Source organism: Paraburkholderia sp. XV (assembly GCF_020177535.1).
Taxonomy (GTDB): domain Bacteria; phylum Pseudomonadota; class Gammaproteobacteria; order Burkholderiales; family Burkholderiaceae; genus Paraburkholderia; species Paraburkholderia caribensis.
This window is the reverse complement of record NZ_JAGUUD010000013.1, coordinates 40921-58641: the sequence shown is the minus strand read 5'-3', so window position 1 is coordinate 58641 and position 17721 is coordinate 40921. Positions and strand designations below refer to the sequence as shown.

18 protein-coding genes are annotated in these 17721 nt (G+C 63.6%); 10 read left to right on the top strand and 8 right to left on the bottom strand.

Translation table 11 applies throughout. The features are described from left to right. The first annotated feature begins 189 nt into the window (after nt 1-189). Nucleotides 190-1650: a PLP-dependent aminotransferase family protein gene (locus KFO72_RS09935; protein ID WP_176053727.1), complete on the top strand. Its 1461-nt coding sequence runs from the start codon at nt 190-192 to the stop codon at nt 1648-1650. Between the two features lie 158 nt (nt 1651-1808). Further along, on the top strand, nt 1809-3701 hold the full coding sequence (gene htpG / locus KFO72_RS09930; RefSeq protein ID WP_225031976.1) for a molecular chaperone HtpG: 1893 nt from the start codon (nt 1809-1811) through the stop codon (nt 3699-3701). A 91-nt stretch (nt 3702-3792) separates the two neighbouring features. Here the strand turns inward: htpG and KFO72_RS09925 are convergent, their stop codons facing one another. Further along, entirely contained in the window at nt 3793-4059 is a 267-nt protein-coding gene (locus tag KFO72_RS09925) for a hypothetical protein (protein ID WP_054929983.1), read from the bottom strand. Between the two features lie 196 nt (nt 4060-4255). On the opposite strand from KFO72_RS09925, the gene KFO72_RS09920 reads away from it, so the two are divergent. The 6 genes from KFO72_RS09920 (at nt 4256) to KFO72_RS09895 (ending at nt 9800) form a co-directional block, all read left to right on the top strand. Next, the gene (locus tag KFO72_RS09920; RefSeq protein WP_225031975.1) at nt 4256-4933 is read left to right on the top strand and encodes a chorismate--pyruvate lyase family protein; all 678 of its coding nucleotides are present in this window, start codon (nt 4256-4258) and stop codon (nt 4931-4933) included. Beyond that, a complete protein-coding gene (locus KFO72_RS09915) occupies nt 4933-5406 on the top strand; it encodes a DNA-deoxyinosine glycosylase (protein ID WP_054929984.1) in 474 nt (157 codons plus the stop codon). The genes KFO72_RS09920 and KFO72_RS09915 overlap by 1 nt, the downstream gene beginning before the upstream one ends. Further along, entirely contained in the window at nt 5403-6320 is a 918-nt protein-coding gene (locus KFO72_RS09910) for a spermidine synthase (RefSeq protein ID WP_225031974.1), read from the top strand. Before KFO72_RS09915 ends, KFO72_RS09910 begins: the two co-directional genes overlap by 4 nt. Before the next feature lie 324 nt (nt 6321-6644). Next, nucleotides 6645-6869 carry a DUF3311 domain-containing protein gene (locus tag KFO72_RS09905; protein WP_054929986.1) on the top strand — a complete coding sequence of 75 codons (225 nt, stop codon included), beginning with the start codon at nt 6645-6647 and terminating at the stop codon, nt 6867-6869. After that, nucleotides 6869-8419 carry a monocarboxylate uptake permease MctP gene (gene mctP / locus KFO72_RS09900; protein WP_054930035.1) on the top strand — a complete coding sequence of 517 codons (1551 nt, stop codon included), beginning with the start codon at nt 6869-6871 and terminating at the stop codon, nt 8417-8419. The genes KFO72_RS09905 and mctP overlap by 1 nt, the downstream gene beginning before the upstream one ends. Before the next feature lie 178 nt (nt 8420-8597). Further along, nucleotides 8598-9800, top strand: a complete 1203-nt coding sequence (locus KFO72_RS09895; RefSeq protein WP_225031973.1) for an FUSC family protein — start codon at nt 8598-8600, stop codon at nt 9798-9800. Nucleotides 9801-9804: 4 nt separating this feature from the next. Here KFO72_RS09895 and KFO72_RS09890 read toward each other — a convergent pair whose 3' ends face one another. The 5 genes from KFO72_RS09890 to KFO72_RS09870 form a co-directional block, all read right to left on the bottom strand. Next, a complete protein-coding gene (locus tag KFO72_RS09890) occupies nt 9805-10239 on the bottom strand; it encodes a VOC family protein (RefSeq protein ID WP_060600134.1) in 435 nt (144 codons plus the stop codon). A gap of 292 nt (nt 10240-10531) precedes the next feature. After that, nucleotides 10532-11485, bottom strand: coding sequence for a transaldolase (tal, locus tag KFO72_RS09885; protein WP_225031972.1), 954 nt, complete (start codon nt 11483-11485; stop codon nt 10532-10534). A gap of 281 nt (nt 11486-11766) precedes the next feature. Then, nucleotides 11767-12978, bottom strand: coding sequence for a benzoate/H(+) symporter BenE family transporter (locus KFO72_RS09880; RefSeq protein WP_054929990.1), 1212 nt, complete (start codon nt 12976-12978; stop codon nt 11767-11769). Between the two features lie 120 nt (nt 12979-13098). Beyond that, nucleotides 13099-14274, bottom strand: coding sequence for a vWA domain-containing protein (locus KFO72_RS09875; RefSeq protein ID WP_060600138.1), 1176 nt, complete (start codon nt 14272-14274; stop codon nt 13099-13101). Nucleotides 14275-14315: 41 nt separating this feature from the next. Continuing rightward, nucleotides 14316-15158, bottom strand: a complete 843-nt coding sequence (locus KFO72_RS09870; protein ID WP_225031971.1) for an AAA family ATPase — start codon at nt 15156-15158, stop codon at nt 14316-14318. A gap of 374 nt (nt 15159-15532) precedes the next feature. Between KFO72_RS09870 and KFO72_RS09865 the strand changes: the two genes are divergently transcribed. Both KFO72_RS09865 and KFO72_RS09860 read left to right on the top strand, forming a co-directional pair. Beyond that, nucleotides 15533-15913, top strand: coding sequence for a c-type cytochrome (locus KFO72_RS09865; protein ID WP_007583383.1), 381 nt, complete (start codon nt 15533-15535; stop codon nt 15911-15913). Between the two features lie 111 nt (nt 15914-16024). After that, complete coding sequence (locus KFO72_RS09860) at nt 16025-16408, top strand: c-type cytochrome (RefSeq protein ID WP_036003647.1); 384 nt, start codon at nt 16025-16027, stop codon at nt 16406-16408. Between the two features lie 103 nt (nt 16409-16511). Here the strand turns inward: KFO72_RS09860 and KFO72_RS09855 are convergent, their stop codons facing one another. Both KFO72_RS09855 and nth read right to left on the bottom strand, forming a co-directional pair. Further along, nucleotides 16512-16946 carry a DUF1841 family protein gene (locus KFO72_RS09855; RefSeq protein ID WP_036003650.1) on the bottom strand — a complete coding sequence of 145 codons (435 nt, stop codon included), beginning with the start codon at nt 16944-16946 and terminating at the stop codon, nt 16512-16514. A 124-nt stretch (nt 16947-17070) separates the two neighbouring features. Further along, nucleotides 17071-17715: an endonuclease III gene (nth, locus tag KFO72_RS09850; protein ID WP_054929993.1), complete on the bottom strand. Its 645-nt coding sequence runs from the start codon at nt 17713-17715 to the stop codon at nt 17071-17073. Between the last annotated feature and the right edge of the window lie 6 nt (nt 17716-17721).

Below are 17721 nucleotides of genomic sequence, written 5' to 3'. Positions count from 1 at the left end.
AAACCGGTCGGAAAAAGCTGAGCGTCGATTCAAATGTACCGACAGTGACCGGCACAGTAACGGTACAATCGCTTCGATACTGTTCGGTACAGTTGTCCGCGCGTCTTATAGACATCTGTCCTCGCAACGGGTATAGCCCGCTGCGCCCCGCTTCCGACGTTGCCCTTGCAGCACCCGCTGGAGATCGCCATGTCCGTCCCGCTCGACCTGATTCCCGCTCCTCACGACGCTTCGGCGCTGACGCTCGTCGATCAGCTCGTCCAGTGGGCGCGCCGCCGCATCGAGGAGCGCGTGTTCCGCCCCGGCATGCGCATGCCGTCGATCCGCAAGCTCGCGCTCGACAAAGGCGTGTCGCGCTTCACGGTCGTCGAGGCGTACGAGCGGCTGGTCGCGCAGGGGTATCTGGATTCGCGGCGCGGCTCGGGCTTTTACGTGCGCGAGCGGCTGGCGGCCGGGCCGCTGCCCGTCGAGCGCCGCGCCGCCGCGCCCGACGCGGCGCCCGCGCCAAGCACGATCGACGTTGTCTGGCTGTTGCGCAACATGCTGCACACCTCGACGCGTCCCGAGCGCGGCCCCGGCCTCGGCTACCTGCCGTCGCGCTGGCTCGACGGCGAGCTGATCACGGGCGCGCTGCGCACGCTCGGCCGGCAAAGCGGCGCCCAGATGCTCGGCTTCGGCACGCCGCAAGGCTTCCTGCCGCTGCGCCAGCAGTTGCAGACGCGGCTGGAGGAACTCGAGATCGGCGCGTCGCCGGAGCAGATCGTGCTCGTGTCGGGCATCACACAGGCCATCGACCTGATCGCGCGGCTCTACGTGCAGCCGGGCGATGCCGTGATCGTCGGCGATCCGGCATGGTTCCAGATGTTCGGGCGCTTCGCGTCGCAGGGCGCGCGGCTGGTCGGCATGCCTTACACGCCGGAAGGCCCCGACCTCGACGCGTTGGAAACGCTGGTGCAGACGTGGCGGCCGAAAATGCTCGTGCTCAACTCCGTGCTGCAAAACCCGACGGGCACGTCGCTGACGGCGGCGCAGGCGTTCCGCATCCTGCGGCTCGCGGAGGCGTACGACTTCATCGTCGTCGAAGACGATATCTACGGCGATCTATGCCCGCCGGGCTTTCCCGCGACGCGGCTCGCGAGCCTCGACCAGTTGAAGCGCGTGATCTATCTCGGCAGCTTCTCGAAGACGCTCGCGGCAAATCTGCGGGTCGGTTTCATCGCTTCGTCGCTGGACGTCGCCAAGGCCGTCACCGACCAGAAGATGCTGGTCGGCATGACGACGCCCGAACTGAACGAGCGCGTGCTGTACAAGATTCTGACGGAAGGGCACTACCGGCGGCATGTCGAGCGGCTGCGCGCGCGGCTCGACGGGGTGCGCGACAAATCCGTGCGCATGCTCGAAAAGACGGGCTTGCGCATGTTCCAGACGCCCGCGGCGGGCATGTTCGTGTGGGCGGATACCGGCGTCGATGCCGACGCGCTGGCGGCCGCCGGCCACGAGGAAGGCTTTTTGCTGACACCGGGAAGCCTGTTTTCGCCGCAGCAGTCGCCAACCACGTGGATGCGCTTTAACGTCGCGAACTGCGGCGACCCGGCGCTGCCCGCATTCCTGTGCCGTTATCTGGACGGCGTCGCGCGGCGGGCTTCTTGAGGGACGCATGAAGGGCCACATGGGGGCCGCATGAAGCCCCTTGAATTGGCGTCGCCTGCCCCCATTTGACCCGGCAACGTCCGAAAGCGCGCCGCGCTTCCAGACACATTCAGCTTCGAATCCACGAATCAACCTGCAATAGAAGGGGAACACTGACCATGGCACAAGAAACCATGAGCTTTCAGGCAGAAGTGAAACAGCTTCTGCACCTGATGATCCATTCGCTGTACAGCAACAAGGAAATTTTCCTGCGCGAACTGATCTCGAACGCGTCGGACGCGGCGGACAAGCTGCGTTTCGAAGCGATCGAAAACAGCGCGCTGTACGAGAACGATCCGAACCTGCGCATCCGCGTGTCGTTCGACAAGGCGGCGCGCACCATCAGCATCGACGACAACGGCATCGGCATGAGCCGCGACGAAGCGATCGCGAACCTCGGCACGATCGCGCGCTCGGGCACCAAGGAATTCTTCGGCAAGCTGTCGGGAGACCAGCAGAAGGACGCGGCGCTGATCGGCCAGTTCGGCGTTGGGTTCTATTCGGGCTTCATCGTCGCGGACAAGATCACGGTGGAGACGCGCCGCGCCGGTTTGCCGGCGTCGGAAGGCGTGCGCTGGACGAGCGCGGGCGAGGGCGATTTCTCGGTCGATACGATCGAGCGCGCGCAGCGCGGCACGACGATCACGCTGCATCTGCGCGCCGACGAAGACGAGCTGCTGTCGTCGTACAAGCTCAAGTCGATCATCCAGAAGTACTCGGATCACGTCGCGCTGCCCATCCTGATGCAGAAGGAAGAGTGGGACGCCGAAAAGAGCGAGATGGTCGCGAAGGACGAAGACGAGACCGTCAATCAGGCGAGCGCGCTGTGGACGCGCGCGAAGAGCGACATCACCGACGAGCAGTACAAGCAGTTCTACCAGCACCTGTCGCACGACCACCAGGACCCGCTGACGTGGACGCATAACCGCGTGGAAGGCCGCAGCGAGTACACGCAGTTGCTGTATGTGCCGTCGCACGCGCCGTTCGACATGTGGAACCGCGATCATCGCGGCGGCCTGAAGCTGTACGTGAAGCGCGTGTTCATCATGGACGACGCCGAGCAACTGCTGCCCGCGTATCTGCGTTTCGTGAAGGGCGTGGTCGATTCGGCGGATCTGCCGTTGAACGTGTCGCGCGAACTGCTGCAGGAAAGCCGCGACGTCAAGGCGATCCGCGAAGGCGTGACCAAGCGCGCGCTGTCGATGCTCGAAGAGCTGGCGAACTCGGAAGAAGCCGCCGAAAAGGAAAAGTACGCGACGTTCTGGAAGGAGTTCGGCCAGGTGCTGAAGGAAGGCATCGGCGAGGACTTCGCGAACAAGGAGCGCATTGCAAAGCTCGCGCGTTTTGCGTCGACGCATGAAGACTCGTCCGCGCAGACGGTGTCTCTCGCGGGCTACGTTGCGCGCATGAAGCCCGAGCAGTCGAAGATCTACTATGTCACGGCCGATACGTATCAGGCCGCGAAGAACAGCCCGCACCTCGAGGTGTTCCGCAAGAAGGGCGTCGAAGTGCTGCTGCTGACAGACCGCGTCGACGAATGGATGCTGTCGTTCCTCAACGAGTTCGACGGCAAGCCGCTGCAAAGCGTCGCGCGTGGCGATCTCGATCTGGGCCAGCTGAACGATGAAGAGAAGCAGGCGCAGGAAAAGGTCGGCGAAGAACTGAAGCCGCTTGTCGAGCGCATGAAGGAAGCGCTCAAGGACAAGGCGAAAGATGTGCGTCTGACGTTCCGCCTGACGGATTCGCCGTCTTGCCTCGTCGCCGATGAAGGCGATATGAGCGGCTATCTGCAGCGCATGCTGAAGGCGGCAGGGCAGAACGCGCCGGCGTTCCATCCCATTCTCGAGGTCAATCCGGAGCACGCGCTGGTCAAGAACCTCAGCGCGGACAATGCGCATTTCGATGACTGGTGCCATCTGTTGTTCGATCAGGCGCTGCTCGCGGAAGGCGGTTCGCTGGAAGATCCGGCGAGTTTCGTGAAGCGGACGAATGCGTTGTTGTTGGCGCGGTGATCGGCGTGGCTGGCTAGCTCACTTTTGATGATGAAAATGCGCTGCTTCGGCAGCGCATTTTTTTTGCTCGCGGTTTTCGCGCCGGGCGAACTCAACGCTCGGGCGAGCCGCCGCCGAGCTTGCGTACCTGAGAGAGCACCGAGCCCGCCAGTTCTCTGGCTTCCGCGCATGCGTGCGAATCGCCGAGTACGTGTCCGGCCACCTTGCCGATCCGCGCGCTCGTGTGTTTACTGGTGTGATGCTGAGCGAGCGCAGAACCTGCGAGTTCCTTTTCTGTCTCCGATACGGGCTTTCGCTTCAGAACTAGCGCGGCGAGATGGGCAATACGATCCGAAGTGGCTTTGTCATGAGCGGTCATACGAACCTCCGAGGTGCAAGTGGGATGAGTGAGCGATTGCCATCGACGGGATGGATCGACTCGCCGTTATCTTCAACGGCGGCTTTTCGCACGGGTAGCAGTCCGTTCTGAACTGCATACGGGAATCGTCTGCGCGTGAGTCAGGAGATTTCGAGCCGAAAGGAGCGGATACGCCGCGCGCCCTATAATGCGGGCCATGCCTATCCGTTTCGATGCAGCCGACGCGCATTGGCGCGTTGCCCCCCTTCCCGGTTTCTCGCCCGATCAAAAAGACTGGCTCACACGCGGCGGTTCGCTGACGGCGCACTTGCGCACCCTCGGCCCGGTCGCGGTGCGCGTGACGCGCGAGGCCGTCGATTTGCCCTTCGACGACGAATACACCGCGCTCGCCATCGCGCCGCGCACGCCCGTGTGGGTGCGTGAAGTGGTGCTATCGGTCGATGGAAAGCCGTTCGTCGCCGCGCACAGCATCGTGCCGCTGGCTGCGAGCACGGGCGTGTGGCAGGCGATGCGCCGTCTGCGCACGCGGCCGCTCGCGGAACTGTTGTATAGCGACAGCAGTGTGTCGCGCTCGTCGCTGGTCGGCCGGCGCTTGACGGCGCGGCATCCGTTGTATCGTCTTGCTTCGCGGGAAACCGATGACGCACCCGTTCACGCGTTGCTCGCGCGACGTTCCGTATTCGAGCGCTACGGCGAGCCGTTGATGGTTACGGAAGTGATGCTGCCCGCGCTGTGGACGTGTCTCGCGATGCGCGGTCACAAGCATGCGGCGGCGCATCCCGTGCCGCGCGATCATGGACAAGCGCTCGATCACACGGCATCGCGGGCCGACGTCAATGCAAAGCGCGTCGGCAAGCAAGGCGAGGTGCGCTGATGCTGCGCGGCTTTCCACCCGTCGTCGCCGAGAGCACGCATACGCTGATACTCGGAAGCTTTCCCGGCGAGGCGTCGCTGGCGGCAACGCAGTATTACGCGCATCCGCGCAACCAGTTCTGGCGTTTGCTCGGCGCGGTGATCGGAGAGCCGCTGCACGAATTCGATTACCCGACGCGGCTTGAGCACGTGCTGAAGCACGGCATCGGCGTGTGGGACGTACTGGCCGCATGCACACGCGAAGGCAGTCTCGATGTGGCGATCCGCAACGCGACCCCGAACGACTTTGCATCGTTTCGCGAGTACGCGCCGCAGTTGAAGAAGGTCTGCTTCAACGGCAAGACGGCGGGGCGCTTTGCACCTGTGATCGCCGAGGCGGGCTACCAGACGCTGGTGCTCCCGTCCTCCAGCCCCGCCAATGCTATGCTCTCGTTCGACCAAAAATTGCGCTTGTGGCGCGAGATCCTCACATGACGAAACTGATCAAGCGCGCTTCGGCCGAGGCGCGTGCTTTCCGCAACAAGCAGTCCGCTGCACCCGCGCAACGCATTTCGCGCGCAAAAAACCGCGCATCGCGCGATGAGGACGACTTCAGCGACGTCGCGAAAGCGTCGCTGATCGAAGCACCGCGCAAACCGCGCTTCGCGCCCGTCACGTTCTCGGAAGAGGGTGGCGTGCGCTATCTGCACTTCGGTACGGAGTGGGTGCAAGGCGCGATGCGTCTGTCGAAGCCCGATCACATCGAACTCGAATACGCGCAGCAGATGATGGCGTGGCTGCTGTTCCTCGAAACGCCGAACCGCATCGTGCAGCTCGGCCTCGGCACCGGCTCGCTGACGAAGTTCGCGCACCGCTTCCTGAAGCGCGCGCAGGTTGAAGCCGTCGAATTGAATCCCGCCGTCGTGATCGCAGCGCGCACGATGTTCAGCCTGCCCGCCGACGACGCGCGCCTCACCGTGCGCGAAACCGACGCATGGGAATTCGTCAACGACCGCGCGAACCACGGCACGATTGGCGCATTGCAGATCGATCTGTACGACGCGACGGCGCGCGGCCCGGTGCTCGACAGCGTCGCCTTCTATCGCGCCGCGCGCGCGTGCCTGACGCAAGCGGGCGTCGCCACGATCAACCTGTTCGGCGATCATCCGAGCTTCGTGCGCAACATGAAGCGCCTGAACGAAGCCTTCGATGGACGCGTGATCGCGCTGCCCGAAGTGCACGACGGCAACCGCATCGCCATCGCATTCTCGGGCCCGGCGATCGACGTGCCGTTCAAGCAGTTGCAGGAGCGCGCGAAGCTGATCGAGGCAAAGCTCGCCTTGCCCGCGCGCAAGTGGGTCAAGGGCCTGCAGGAATCGACGGGCCAGAGCGACACCTTCGCGATCTGACAATCCCCGCGCTGGTGCAACGCCGGCGCTTGCGCAACCGCCGTGCCCCGCTCGGCACGGCGGGCTCGACGTTCATTCAGCCGGCATCGCGCCGCGCGTCTCAACGAAGCAGCGGAGATGTCCGCTTTCGTATCCGATCTCGCACTCTGCGACGTTTCGTCTATTGACAACACCGTTGCGTTTAGGGTCAGCCCTGCTTGACCGGTCGTTCGCCACTCCGATACTCTTTCGGGGCTTTCGGGGCGCCCAGTCTGTTATCCGCAGCCGGGTCCATCTGCCCGCCAGACGCGGGACACAATTCAATAATAGGTAAGAGGAGACGTCATGGCTCACGACGCCGACGCCAACAAGGCCAGCAAGCACTGGCTGTGGCTGTTGCTGTTACCCTGGATCGCGATGATCTGGGTGCCGTCCTACAACAAGATCGAACCCGTGCTGTTCGACTTCCCGTTCTTCTACTGGTATCAGCTCCTGTGGGTGCTGATCAGCGCGGTGATTACGGCCGTCGTGTACTTCAAGACCAAAACCCGCTCGAAGGGAGGTGCATGATGAACGCCACCGCAACCTTCGTCTTCGTTCTGTTTTTTATCGGCGTCACGATTCTCGGCTTCATCGCCGCGCACTGGCGTAAGGGCGATCTCGCGCATCTGGAAGAGTGGGGCCTCGGCGGCCGGCGCTTCGGCACCATCGTCACATGGTTCCTGCTGGGCGGCGACCTGTACACCGCCTACACCTTTATCGCCGTCCCGGCACTCGTGTTCGGCGCGGGCGCGACGGGCTTCTTCGCGCTGCCTTATACGATCCTGATCTATCCGTTCGCGTTCGTCGTGTTCCCGAAGCTGTGGAGCATCTCGAAGCGTCAGGGCTACGTCACGTCCGCCGACTTCGTCAGCGCACGCTACGGTAGCCGCATGCTCGCGCTTGCCGTCGCCGTGACGGGCATCGTCGCGACGATGCCGTACATCGCGCTGCAGCTGGTCGGCATCGAAGTGGTGATCGGCGCGCTCGGTTTCGACACGAAGGGCTTCGTCGGCGATCTGCCGCTGATCATCGCCTTCGCGATTCTCGCCGCGTACACGTACACGTCGGGTTTGCGCGCGCCGGCCATGATCGCTGTCGTCAAGGACGTGCTGATCTACATCACGATCGCCGCCGCGATCATCGTGATTCCGCCGCAACTGGGCGGCTTCGGTCATATCTTCGGCGCGGTGCCGCCCGCCAAGCTGCTGCTGAAGGCGCCGGACGTGTCGAGCCTGAACGGCTATAGTGCGTACGCGACGTTGGCGATGGGCTCGGCGCTCGCGCTGTTCCTCTACCCGCACTCGATCACGGCCGTTCTGTCGTCGTCGTCGGGCAACACGATCCGCCGCAACATGGCGATGCTGCCCGCGTATTCGCTGGTGCTCGGTCTGCTCGCGCTGCTCGGCTTCATGGCACTCGCCTCGGGCGTGAAGGACATGCCGGAGTTCGCGCCGTACTTCAAGGCATTTGGCCCGAACTTCGCGGTGCCCGCGCTGTTCCTGCACTTCTTCCCGTCGTGGTTCGTCGGCGTCGCGTTCGCGGCGATCGGCATCGGCGCGCTGGTGCCCGCCGCGATCATGTCGATTGCAGCGGCGAACCTGTACACGCGCAATATCCACAAGGAGTTCGTGAACCGCAACATGACGCACGAGCAGGAGACCAACATCGCCAAGCTCGTGTCGCTGATCGTGAAGGTCGGCGCCGTCGCGTTCATTCTCGGCCTGCCGCTGACGTATGCGATCCAGCTGCAACTGCTCGGCGGTATCTGGATCATCCAGACGCTGCCCGCCATCGTGCTCGGTCTCTACACCCGCGTGCTCGACTATCGCGGCCTGCTGCTCGGCTGGGCGGTGGGGATTGCCGTCGGCACGTGGATGGCGATTTCGCTGAAGCTCGCGGGCTCGATCTACACGATCCATATCGGCGGCCTGGCAATTCCGGGTTATGCGGCTGTGTGGTCGCTGATCGTCAACCTCGTGGTGTCGATCGTCGCCAGCCTCGTGGTGCGTGCAAGCGGCATGAAGCATGCTGAAGACCGCACGCGTCCGGAAGATTATCTGGACGTGCACGAAGCCTGATCTCGCGTCGGCTGATTGCCGGAAAAAAGCCCGCAGCGCATGCTGCGGGCTTTTTTTCTGGCGCGGCGCGCTGCATCTGCGGACGCGAACGGCCGTATGGCTGTGCTGTGCTCGCGCGACATCGTTTAAGCTCGTGTGTTCGCTGCCTTTGCCGCGCAACCGCAACCTGGGATGACGGATGGCTCTCTCCGACCCGCAACCGAAGCCGCCGCGCAAGCCGGTCACCGGCACGCCGCCGGGACCCAACGACGCCGTCGCCGCGCGGCTCGCACCGCGCCGCACGCGCATCGGCCGGCTCGCACGCGCGGTCACCTCGCCGTATTACCGCTATCGGCACGCCAAGTTTTTTCATAGCCTGCGCGTCGGCCTCGCGATGCTCGTGTCGATCCTCGCGACGACGGGCATCGATATTCCGCACGGCATCTGGTCGTCGGTGACGCTGCTGGTGGTGATCGGCGGGCTGCAGCATCACGGCAACATACGCAAGAAGGCGGCGGAGCGCGCGGCGGGCACGCTGCTCGGCGCAACGCTCGGGCTTGCGCTGATCCTGCAGCAGAACCTGTTCGATTCGCTGACGCTCACCTACGTGCTGATGTCGGTGATCGCCGCCGTCTGCGCATGGTTTGCGATCGGCAGCGCGGGTTACGTGGCGCTGTTGACGGCGATCACGATGTGCATCGTCGCAGGACACGGCGACAACATGATCGACACGGGTCTCTGGCGCACACTGAACGTGCTGATCGGCATCGTCATTGCGCTGGCGTTTTCGTTCGCGCTGCCGTTGCACGCGACCTACTCATGGCGCTATCTGCTCGCCGACAACCTGCGCGAATGCGCGCGCATCTACACGCGGATGACGACGGGCGTGCCCGTCGGCAGCGACGAGCAGATCGCCACGTTCATCCGCATGGGCAAGCGGCTCGTGCAGTTGCGTTCGCTGATGCCGTCGGTCGCGAAGGAGATCGACCTGCCTATTGCGCGGCTCGACGAGATCCAGCGCTTGCATCGTTCGATGCTCAGCGCACTGGAAATGCTGTCGACGGGCACGCTCGCGCATCCGGAGCGGCGCGATGCGTTCGCGCAGCGGTGCGGCGCAGAGGCGAACGCGGTGCGCCTGACACTGCTCGCCACCGCACGTGCATTGCGCTTCGCGGGTGCGACGCAGTTTCGGATGCCGGACGCGGCGACCTGGTCGTCCAGGCCGGAAGCGGAGCAGGGCGCGCGGTCGCCATGCGAAGACATGGCCCCTGATTTACAGGGGCCGTATTGGCTCGCTCAGCGCTTTGCCGAACAGGTGGACCGCTTGCGCGCGTTGCTCGCGGCGAGCGAGACGAACTGGAACATCGAACGCGGCGCGAGCGATGCGCCCGGACGTCAATGACGAATCAGCTCGGATGCTTGTCGCCTTCGTGCGGATTGGTGACCATCCACATCACGCCGAACTTGTCGACGACCATGCCGAAGCCCGTGCTCCAGAATGTCGCCTGCCACGGCATCACGATGTTGCCGCCTTCGCCGATCGCGTTGAAGGTCTTTTCGCCTTGCGACGGATCGTCGACGGTGATCGACAGGCCATAGCCCGTGTGCGTGCCGGACGTCTCATCGCAGTTGCCGTCCGACGCCATCAACTCCGTCGCACCGATCTTGACCGACGCGTGCATGATCTTGTCTTCGGTGCCGGGACGAATGGGTTGCTGCGGGTTCGGCGGCGCGTCCCTGAAACGCATCTGGAACAGCACTTGCGCGCCGAGCTTCTCGCCGTAGAACTTCAGCGCCTCTTCGCAACGGCCATTGAAAAACAGGTAGGGCTGGACTTGCATCGTTGTCTCCCGTCAATTGATTTGGGACGTCGTTTCGCGCGAACGCGCAGTGACGGAGTGCGACCGAACGCACGCGTGCCAACGATTGTAGTCGCCGTTACAGCGGCGAATGTGAAACTGTGTTGACCGAAGTAAAACCTGCCGAAGCGCAGAAAGCACGCTTACATATTGGGAAAACAATGCGCGCGAAGCGGTAGAGAGGCGCGGCGCAAAACGAGCGGCAACAAAAAAGCGCGCGGGGCCTTGCGGGCCACGCGCGCCTTGCTTGCGCGGTGAATGAGGTGAACCGGTCTTAACGCAGACCTTCGATCACCTTCTCCAGCTTGATCGCATCTGCAGCGAACACCCGGATACCTTCGGAGAGCTTTTCGGTGGCCATCGCCTCGTCGTTGACGAGGAAACGGAACGACGCTTCGTCCGTCGGCACGCGGGCGATGTCGGCATTCTTGCTGGCTTCCGGCGACAGCTTGCGCTCGACCTTGTCGGTGCTCTCCTGCAGCTTTTGCAGCAGGTCGGGGCTGATGGTCAGCAGATCGCAGCCGGCCAGTTCGAGAATCTGGCTGGTGGTGCGGAAGCTCGCGCCCATCACTTCCGTCTTGTAGCCAAACTTCTTGTAGTACGCATAGATGCGGCGCACCGACTGCACGCCCGGATCGTTTGCGCCGCCATCGCGCGCTTCGTCCCAGTTGCTGCCGGCGTTCTTCTTGTACCAGTCGTAGATACGGCCGACGAACGGCGAAATCAGTTGCGCGCCCGCTTCCGCGCACGCAACGGCCTGTGCCAGCGAGAACAGCAGCGTCATGTTGCAGCGGATGCCGTCCTTCTGCAGCAATTCAGCGGCGCGGATGCCTTCCCACGTCGACGCGAGCTTAATCAGCACGCGCTCGCGGCCGATACCCTTCGCCTCGTACATCTTGATCAGTTCATGTCCTTTCTCGATCGACGCCTTCGTGTCGAACGACAGGCGGGCGTCGACTTCCGTCGACACGCGGCCCGGCACGATCTTGAGGATTTCGGTGCCGAAAGCGATCAGCAGGTTGTCGATGATCGCACCGACCGGCTTCGACGCGTGATCGCGCACGGTCTTTTCGAGCAGCGGCTTGTACTCGTCCTTCTGCACGGCCTTCAGGACCAGCGACGGGTTCGTCGTGGCGTCCTGCGGCTTGTATTGCGCGAGTTGCTGGAAGTCGCCGGTGTCCGCGACGACCGTGGTGTATTGCTTGAGTTGATCGAGTGCAGTAGTCATGTCGAGCCTTCGCTTCGAGGCGCACGCGCGCCATGGTCCAGGAAATGATGACGCGGCCCGAGGCCGCCGTCCGTCGCGCGTTGCCACGGAAGCGCCCGCGCCGGCGCGTCATCTGCGATGTCCACGTCTGAAACCGGGGATGTTACCGTGGAACGCCGCCCGATACTTCTATTCTATGGCGGATCGGATGATGGTGGTTTGACAGGGACCCCCTCCGTCCGTTCGCGCCATGTCGCCAGGCGCTTTCCGCCTTTCGTTTTGCCGCTCACCCGTTGCCTTCGTCAGCCGCGCCGCGCGTTCAGCACGCCGTGCGTCACCAGCCCCGCGACCAGTCCCCAGAAAGCCGAGCCGATCGACAGCAGCGTGAGACCGGATGCCGTCACCATGAACGTGACGAGCGCGGCTTCGCGCTGGCGTGCGTCCTGCATCGCGTTGGTGAGGCCGCTCATGATCGAGCCGAATAGCGCGAGCGCCGCCACCGACACGACCAGCGCCTTCGGCAGCGAGCCGAACAGCGCGGCGATCGTCGCGCCGAAAATGCCTGCGATCAGATAGAACACGCCGCACCAGACAGCCGCCATGTAGCGCTTGTTCGCGTCTTCGTGCGCTTCGCGTCCCGTGCAGATGGCCGCGGTGATCGCCGCGAGGTTCACGCCGTGCGAGCCGAACGGCGCGAGCAGCAGCGAAGCGGCGCCCGTCGTCGCGATCAGCGGCGCCGAAGGCGTCTGATAGCCGTCCGCGCGCAGCACGGCGATGCCCGGCACGTTCTGCGACGCCATCGCCACGACGAACAGCGGAATGCCGATGCTGATCACCGCCGACAGTGAAAACGCAGGCAGCGTCAACACAGGCACGGCGAACGCGACTTGAAAGCGGCTGAAATCGAGTAGACCGAGCGCGCCTGCAACGGCCGTGCCGACGATGAGCGTCGCTGGAATCGCATAGCGCGGCACACAACGCTTGATGACGAGATAGGTAAAGAACATCGCCAGCACGAGCCCGGTCTGGAATTGCGCAGCGCGGAAAATCTCGATGCCGATCTCGAACAGGATGCCCGCCAGCAGCGCGGCTGCAATGCCCGCCGGAATCCGCTTCATCAGCGTGTCGAACCAGCCGGTGAGGCCGATCAGCGTCAACAGCAGCGCACACACGACGAACGCGCCAATCGCTTCCGGATAGGCGACGTGCGGCAGCGACGAAACGAGCAGCGCCGCGCCCGGCGTCGACCACGCGACCACGATGGGCGCGCGAAACCGCAGCGACAGCCCGATCGTGCACAGCGCCATGCCCATCGACAGCGCCCAGATCCATGAAGAAATCTGCGCATCGGTCAGATGCGCGGCGCGGCCTGCCTGGAACATCAGCACGAGCGAACTGGTGTAGCCCGTCATCATCGCGACGAAACCGGCGACGAGCGCGGACAGGGACGTATCGGCGAGTGGCCGCAGCGGCGTGCGCGCAGCACGCGAGAAGTCGGGGGAAGAAGAGGTCATCCTGCGTGTCTCTATGTAGCGTAATTGGTGTCGTGGTGCCTGCCGGGGCGCATGCGCAATGCCGCTGCGGCCGCCGGCAATGTGCCGCGGCTCGTCGGACAGACAGGCAAAGCCGGGATCTTACTTGCTTAGCATGCGCATCGCCGTTTCGAGGCCGGCGAGCGTGAGCGGATACATCCGGTGGCCGAGCACCTCACGGATAACCGAAACCGACTGCCGGTATTCCCACAAGCCTTCCGGTTCCGGGTTCAGCCACGCATGATGCGGGAAATGGTCGGCGAGCCGCCGCAGCCACACGGCGCCCGCTTCGGCGTTGTTGTATTCGACCGAACCGCCCGCCTGGAGGACTTCGTAAGGGCTCATCGTCGCATCGCCGACGAAGATCAGCTTGTAGTCGGGCGTGAACTTGTGCAACACGTCCCACGTCGCGATCCGCTCGACATGACGGCGGCGGTTGTTCTTCCACAGGAAATCGTAGACGCAGTTGTGGAAGTAGTAGAACTCGAGGTGCTTGAACTCGGCTTTGGCCGCCGAGAACAGCTCTTCCGTGCGCTTGATGTGATCGTCCATCGACCCGCCCACATCGAGCAGCATCAGCACCTTCACGTTGTTGTGCCGCTCCGGGACCATCTTGAGGTCGAGCCAGCCGGCGTTTGCGGCCGTGCTGCGGATCGTGTCGGGCAGATCGAGTTCTTCGGCGGCGCCTTCGCGTGCGAAACGCCGCAGGCGGCGCAGCGCGACCTTGATGTTGCGCGTGCCGATTTCGACCTGATCGTCGTAGTCGCGGTAGGCGCGCTGATCCCACACCTTGGTGGCCGTCCGGCTGCCCGACGACTCGCCGCCGATCCGGATGCCTTCCGGGTTGTAGCCGCCGTTGCCGAACGGCGACGTGCCGCCCGTGCCGATCCATTTGTTGCCGCCTTCGTGACGGCCTTTCTGTTCGTCGAGCAGTTCCTTGAGGCGCTCCATCAGCTTGTCGAGGCCGCCCATCTTTTCGATCTGCGCTTTCTCTTCCGGGCTGAGATCGCGTTGCAGCTTCTTTTTCAGCCAGTCGAGCGGCACGTCCAGCGCGAGATCGGCCTTCTGCGCGACGCCGTTGAAATAGGCGCCGAACGCCTGATCGAACTTGTCGAAATACTGCTCGTCTTTGACGAGCGTCATGCGCGCGAGGTAGTAGAACTCGTCCAGCGACGGCTGGATGACGCTTTCCTTCAACGCTTCGAGCAGCGTCAGGTATTCCTTCACGGAAACGGGCAGCTTTGCGGCGCGCAGCGTGTAGAAAAAGTCGATCAGCATGCCGGTGTCTCCGTCCGTATTCGCCTGTCTTGACGGCGCAATCAGCGGTTATTGCGATTCATGAATACGAGCCGCTCGAACAGGCTCACGTCCTGTTCGTTCTTCAGCAGCGCGCCATGCAGCGGCGGCACGATCTGCTTCTGATCCTTCGAGCGCAGCGCTTCGGGCGGAATGTCTTCGGCGAGCGGGAGCTTGAGCCAGTCGAGCAGTTCGGAGGTGGACGGCTTCTTCTTCAGGCCCGATACGTTGCGCAACTCGAAGAAGCTTTCCATCGCGGCGCGCAGCAGTTCCTGCTTGATGCCCGGATAGTGGACTTCGACGATCTGCTGCATCGTCGACGGATCGGGGAACTTGATGTAGTGGAAGAAGCAGCGGCGCAGGAATGCATCGGGCAGTTCCTTCTCGTTGTTCGACGTGATGATGACGAGCGGCCGGTGCTTCGCCTTGACGAGTTCGCGCGTCTCGTACACGTAGAACTCCATGCGGTCGAGTTCGCGCAGCAGGTCGTTCGGAAACTCGATGTCGGCCTTGTCGATTTCGTCGATCAGCAGCACCGATTGCTCGTCCGACTCGAACGCCTGCCACAGCACACCCTTGACGATGTAGTTGCGAATGTCTTTCACCCGCTCGTCGCCGAGTTGCGAATCGCGCAGGCGCGATACGGCGTCGTATTCGTACAGACCCTGCTGTGCCTTCGTGGTGGACTTGATGTGCCATTGCAACAGCGGCATGTCGAGGGCCGCCGCGACTTCCTCTGCGAGCATCGTCTTGCCCGTGCCCGGCTCGCCTTTGATCAGCAGCGGCCGCTTGAGCGTCATCGCGGCATTGACCGCGAGCTTGAGGTCGTCGGTGGCGACGTATTGCGATGAGCCTTCGAAACGCATGACAGGACGCTCGTTCGGGAAAAATTCCAGTATAAGTCAGAAGCCCTGTTGCGCTCCGCGGGGCGCGCGTAAGGTGTCAGCCGCATCGGACGGTATGCGCGGCGCGCGCAAGAGGCGGATTTCCGCATGCGGCAATCCGCCGCGCCCGGACGGATGGCCGTTGTGGCTGTCCCATTTCGGCATTTCGCGCGATGCCTTGTGGCGCGGCGCTCTGCCGGGGCAGGGCGCGGGTCCGGTCCGGTGGACGCCCGGCGCGGCGTCGCGGTACAATTGGGCCGATTTTTTTGGCCTGCGTGGCAACCCAGACAAGTAAAACGGCGCAGGCCGTAGCCTTTTTGGGCGCCCGTTCCCCCTCAAGCCAGGTTAAAAGAGCTATGAACAAATTCGTTGGCAAACATGTCGTGGTCGCTGCCATGTCGGTGGCCGCGGGTTTTGCGGCAACTTTGGCGGCAACTGCGCAGGCAGCGGATATCGTGGGCGACGCCAAGGCGGGCCAGGGCAAGGTCGCGATGTGTATCGGCTGTCACGGTATTCCCGACTACCGCACGGCTTATCCCGAGGTGTACCGGGTGCCGATGCTGGGCGGCCAGAACCGGACCTACCTCGAAAACGCGCTGCATGCGTACAAAAAGGGCGACCGCCATTTCGACACAATGCACGCAATCGCCGTGACGCTGACCGACCAGGACATCGCCGACATCGCCGCGTATTACTCGGTGCAGACGGCCTCTTCGAAGAATAATCCCGACAAATAAATGGCGGTGCGCGCCAGCGCGTCATCGGCTCATTCAGTTCGCGGCGCAACCAGTTTGCATGGGACGGCGGTAGGCGCTAAAGCGCAAACGTCCGTCGACACAGGAGAATCCATGAAGAAGCATCCCCACGCACTTCATACGGTGGTCAAGGCTGCATGCGCGACGCTTGCGCTGGCCGGTTTTGTCGTCGCATCGAACGCGCACGCGGCGGATGTCGCCAACGGCAAGGCGCTCTCCGAGAGCCACAACTGCGCGGCCTGCCACGGCCCGAACCTGAACAAGCCCGTGACGCCCGAATATCCGAAGCTCGCCGGTCAGCACGCGGATTACGTCTACTGGGCGCTGCGCCAGTATCAGATGGGCACGGGCAACCCGCATCTCGGCCGTAACAACGCGATCATGCAGGCGCAGGTGCAAAGCCTGTCGCCGGGCGACATGAAGGACATCGCCGCCTACATCGAATCGCTGGACGGCGACCTCGTGCAGAAGAAGTAAGCTGCTGCACGCTCGCTGACGGCTCACGACCAACACCCCGCCACGGCGGGGTGTTTGTTTTCCTGCGGCGGATTCTGGCTGGCGCGAAACGTCGCGCCGTCGGTCAGTCGCGCGACGCGCGGCGCTCGATGCGCTGCAGATAGGCGTCCGTATCGGGGGGCGTGTTGGTGCGCTGCGCTTCCCAGATCGTTTCGCCCAGACACTCCATGATCGCGTGCTGCGCGTCGTGCGTGGAGCCGAGGCGCGCGGCGAGCCGGTCGTGCGCGGCGCGAATGCCGGGCGGCTGATCGATCGACAGTTGCTCGCTGATCGCCAGATGCATGGACAGATGCAGGAACGGATTGGTCTGCCCGCGTTCGGGGGAATAGTCCTGCGCCGAGGCGGCTTCGGCGTCCTTGAGTTCGGCGTGATACTCGGGATGCTCGATGATCCAGTCGGCGGCGATCGCTTCGAGCGGCGTCAGGATTTCACCCGCGCGCTGCTTGCGCCAGGTGTCGGTGAAAAAACGGCGGACTTCGTCGCGGCTGGGATTGAACATCGATGGACTTCGGACGGTGACAAGCGAGTGGGGCAGGCTGTTTGCGCCTGGCAGGCTTGCATTTTACGCCGCGCCTGCAGCGCGCGCAGACGGATGACCCGACGCCCGGACGCGCCGCTGCGCTTCACAGATCGGGCGGCGGCGTCTTCGGCTTGAATTCGCACAGCGGCTCGATGACGCAATGCCAGCATTCCGGCCGGCGCGCCTTGCACACATAGCGTCCGTGCAGAATCAGCCAGTGATGCGCGTCTTGCAGGAACTCGGCGGGCGTGAATTTTTCCAGCGCCAGTTCGACGGCGCGCACGTCCTTGCCTGGCGCGAGCCCGGTTCGGTTGGCAACCCGAAAGATGTGGGTATCGACGGCGATGGTCGGCTGGCCGAACGCCGTGTTGAGCACGACGTTCGCCGTCTTCCGGCCGACGCCCGGCAGGCTCTCCAGCGCTTCGCGCGCGTCGGGCACTTCGCCGCCGTACTGGTCGAGCAGGATGCGGCACGTGGCGATCACGTTCTTCGCCTTCGTGCGATACAGGCCGATCGTCTTGATGTAGTCGGCGACGCCTTCCTCGCCGAGGTCGAACACCTTCTGCGGCGTATTCGCGACGGGGAACATCCGGCGCATCGCCTTGTTCACCGAGACGTCCGTTGCTTGCGCCGACAACATCACGGCGATCAGCAACTCGAACGGCGTCGAGTATTCCAGTTCGGTCGTCGGATGCGGGTTCAGGCTCTGGAGCGTCTCGTAGATCGCCCGTCGTTTGGTCGCGTTCATGCGGCT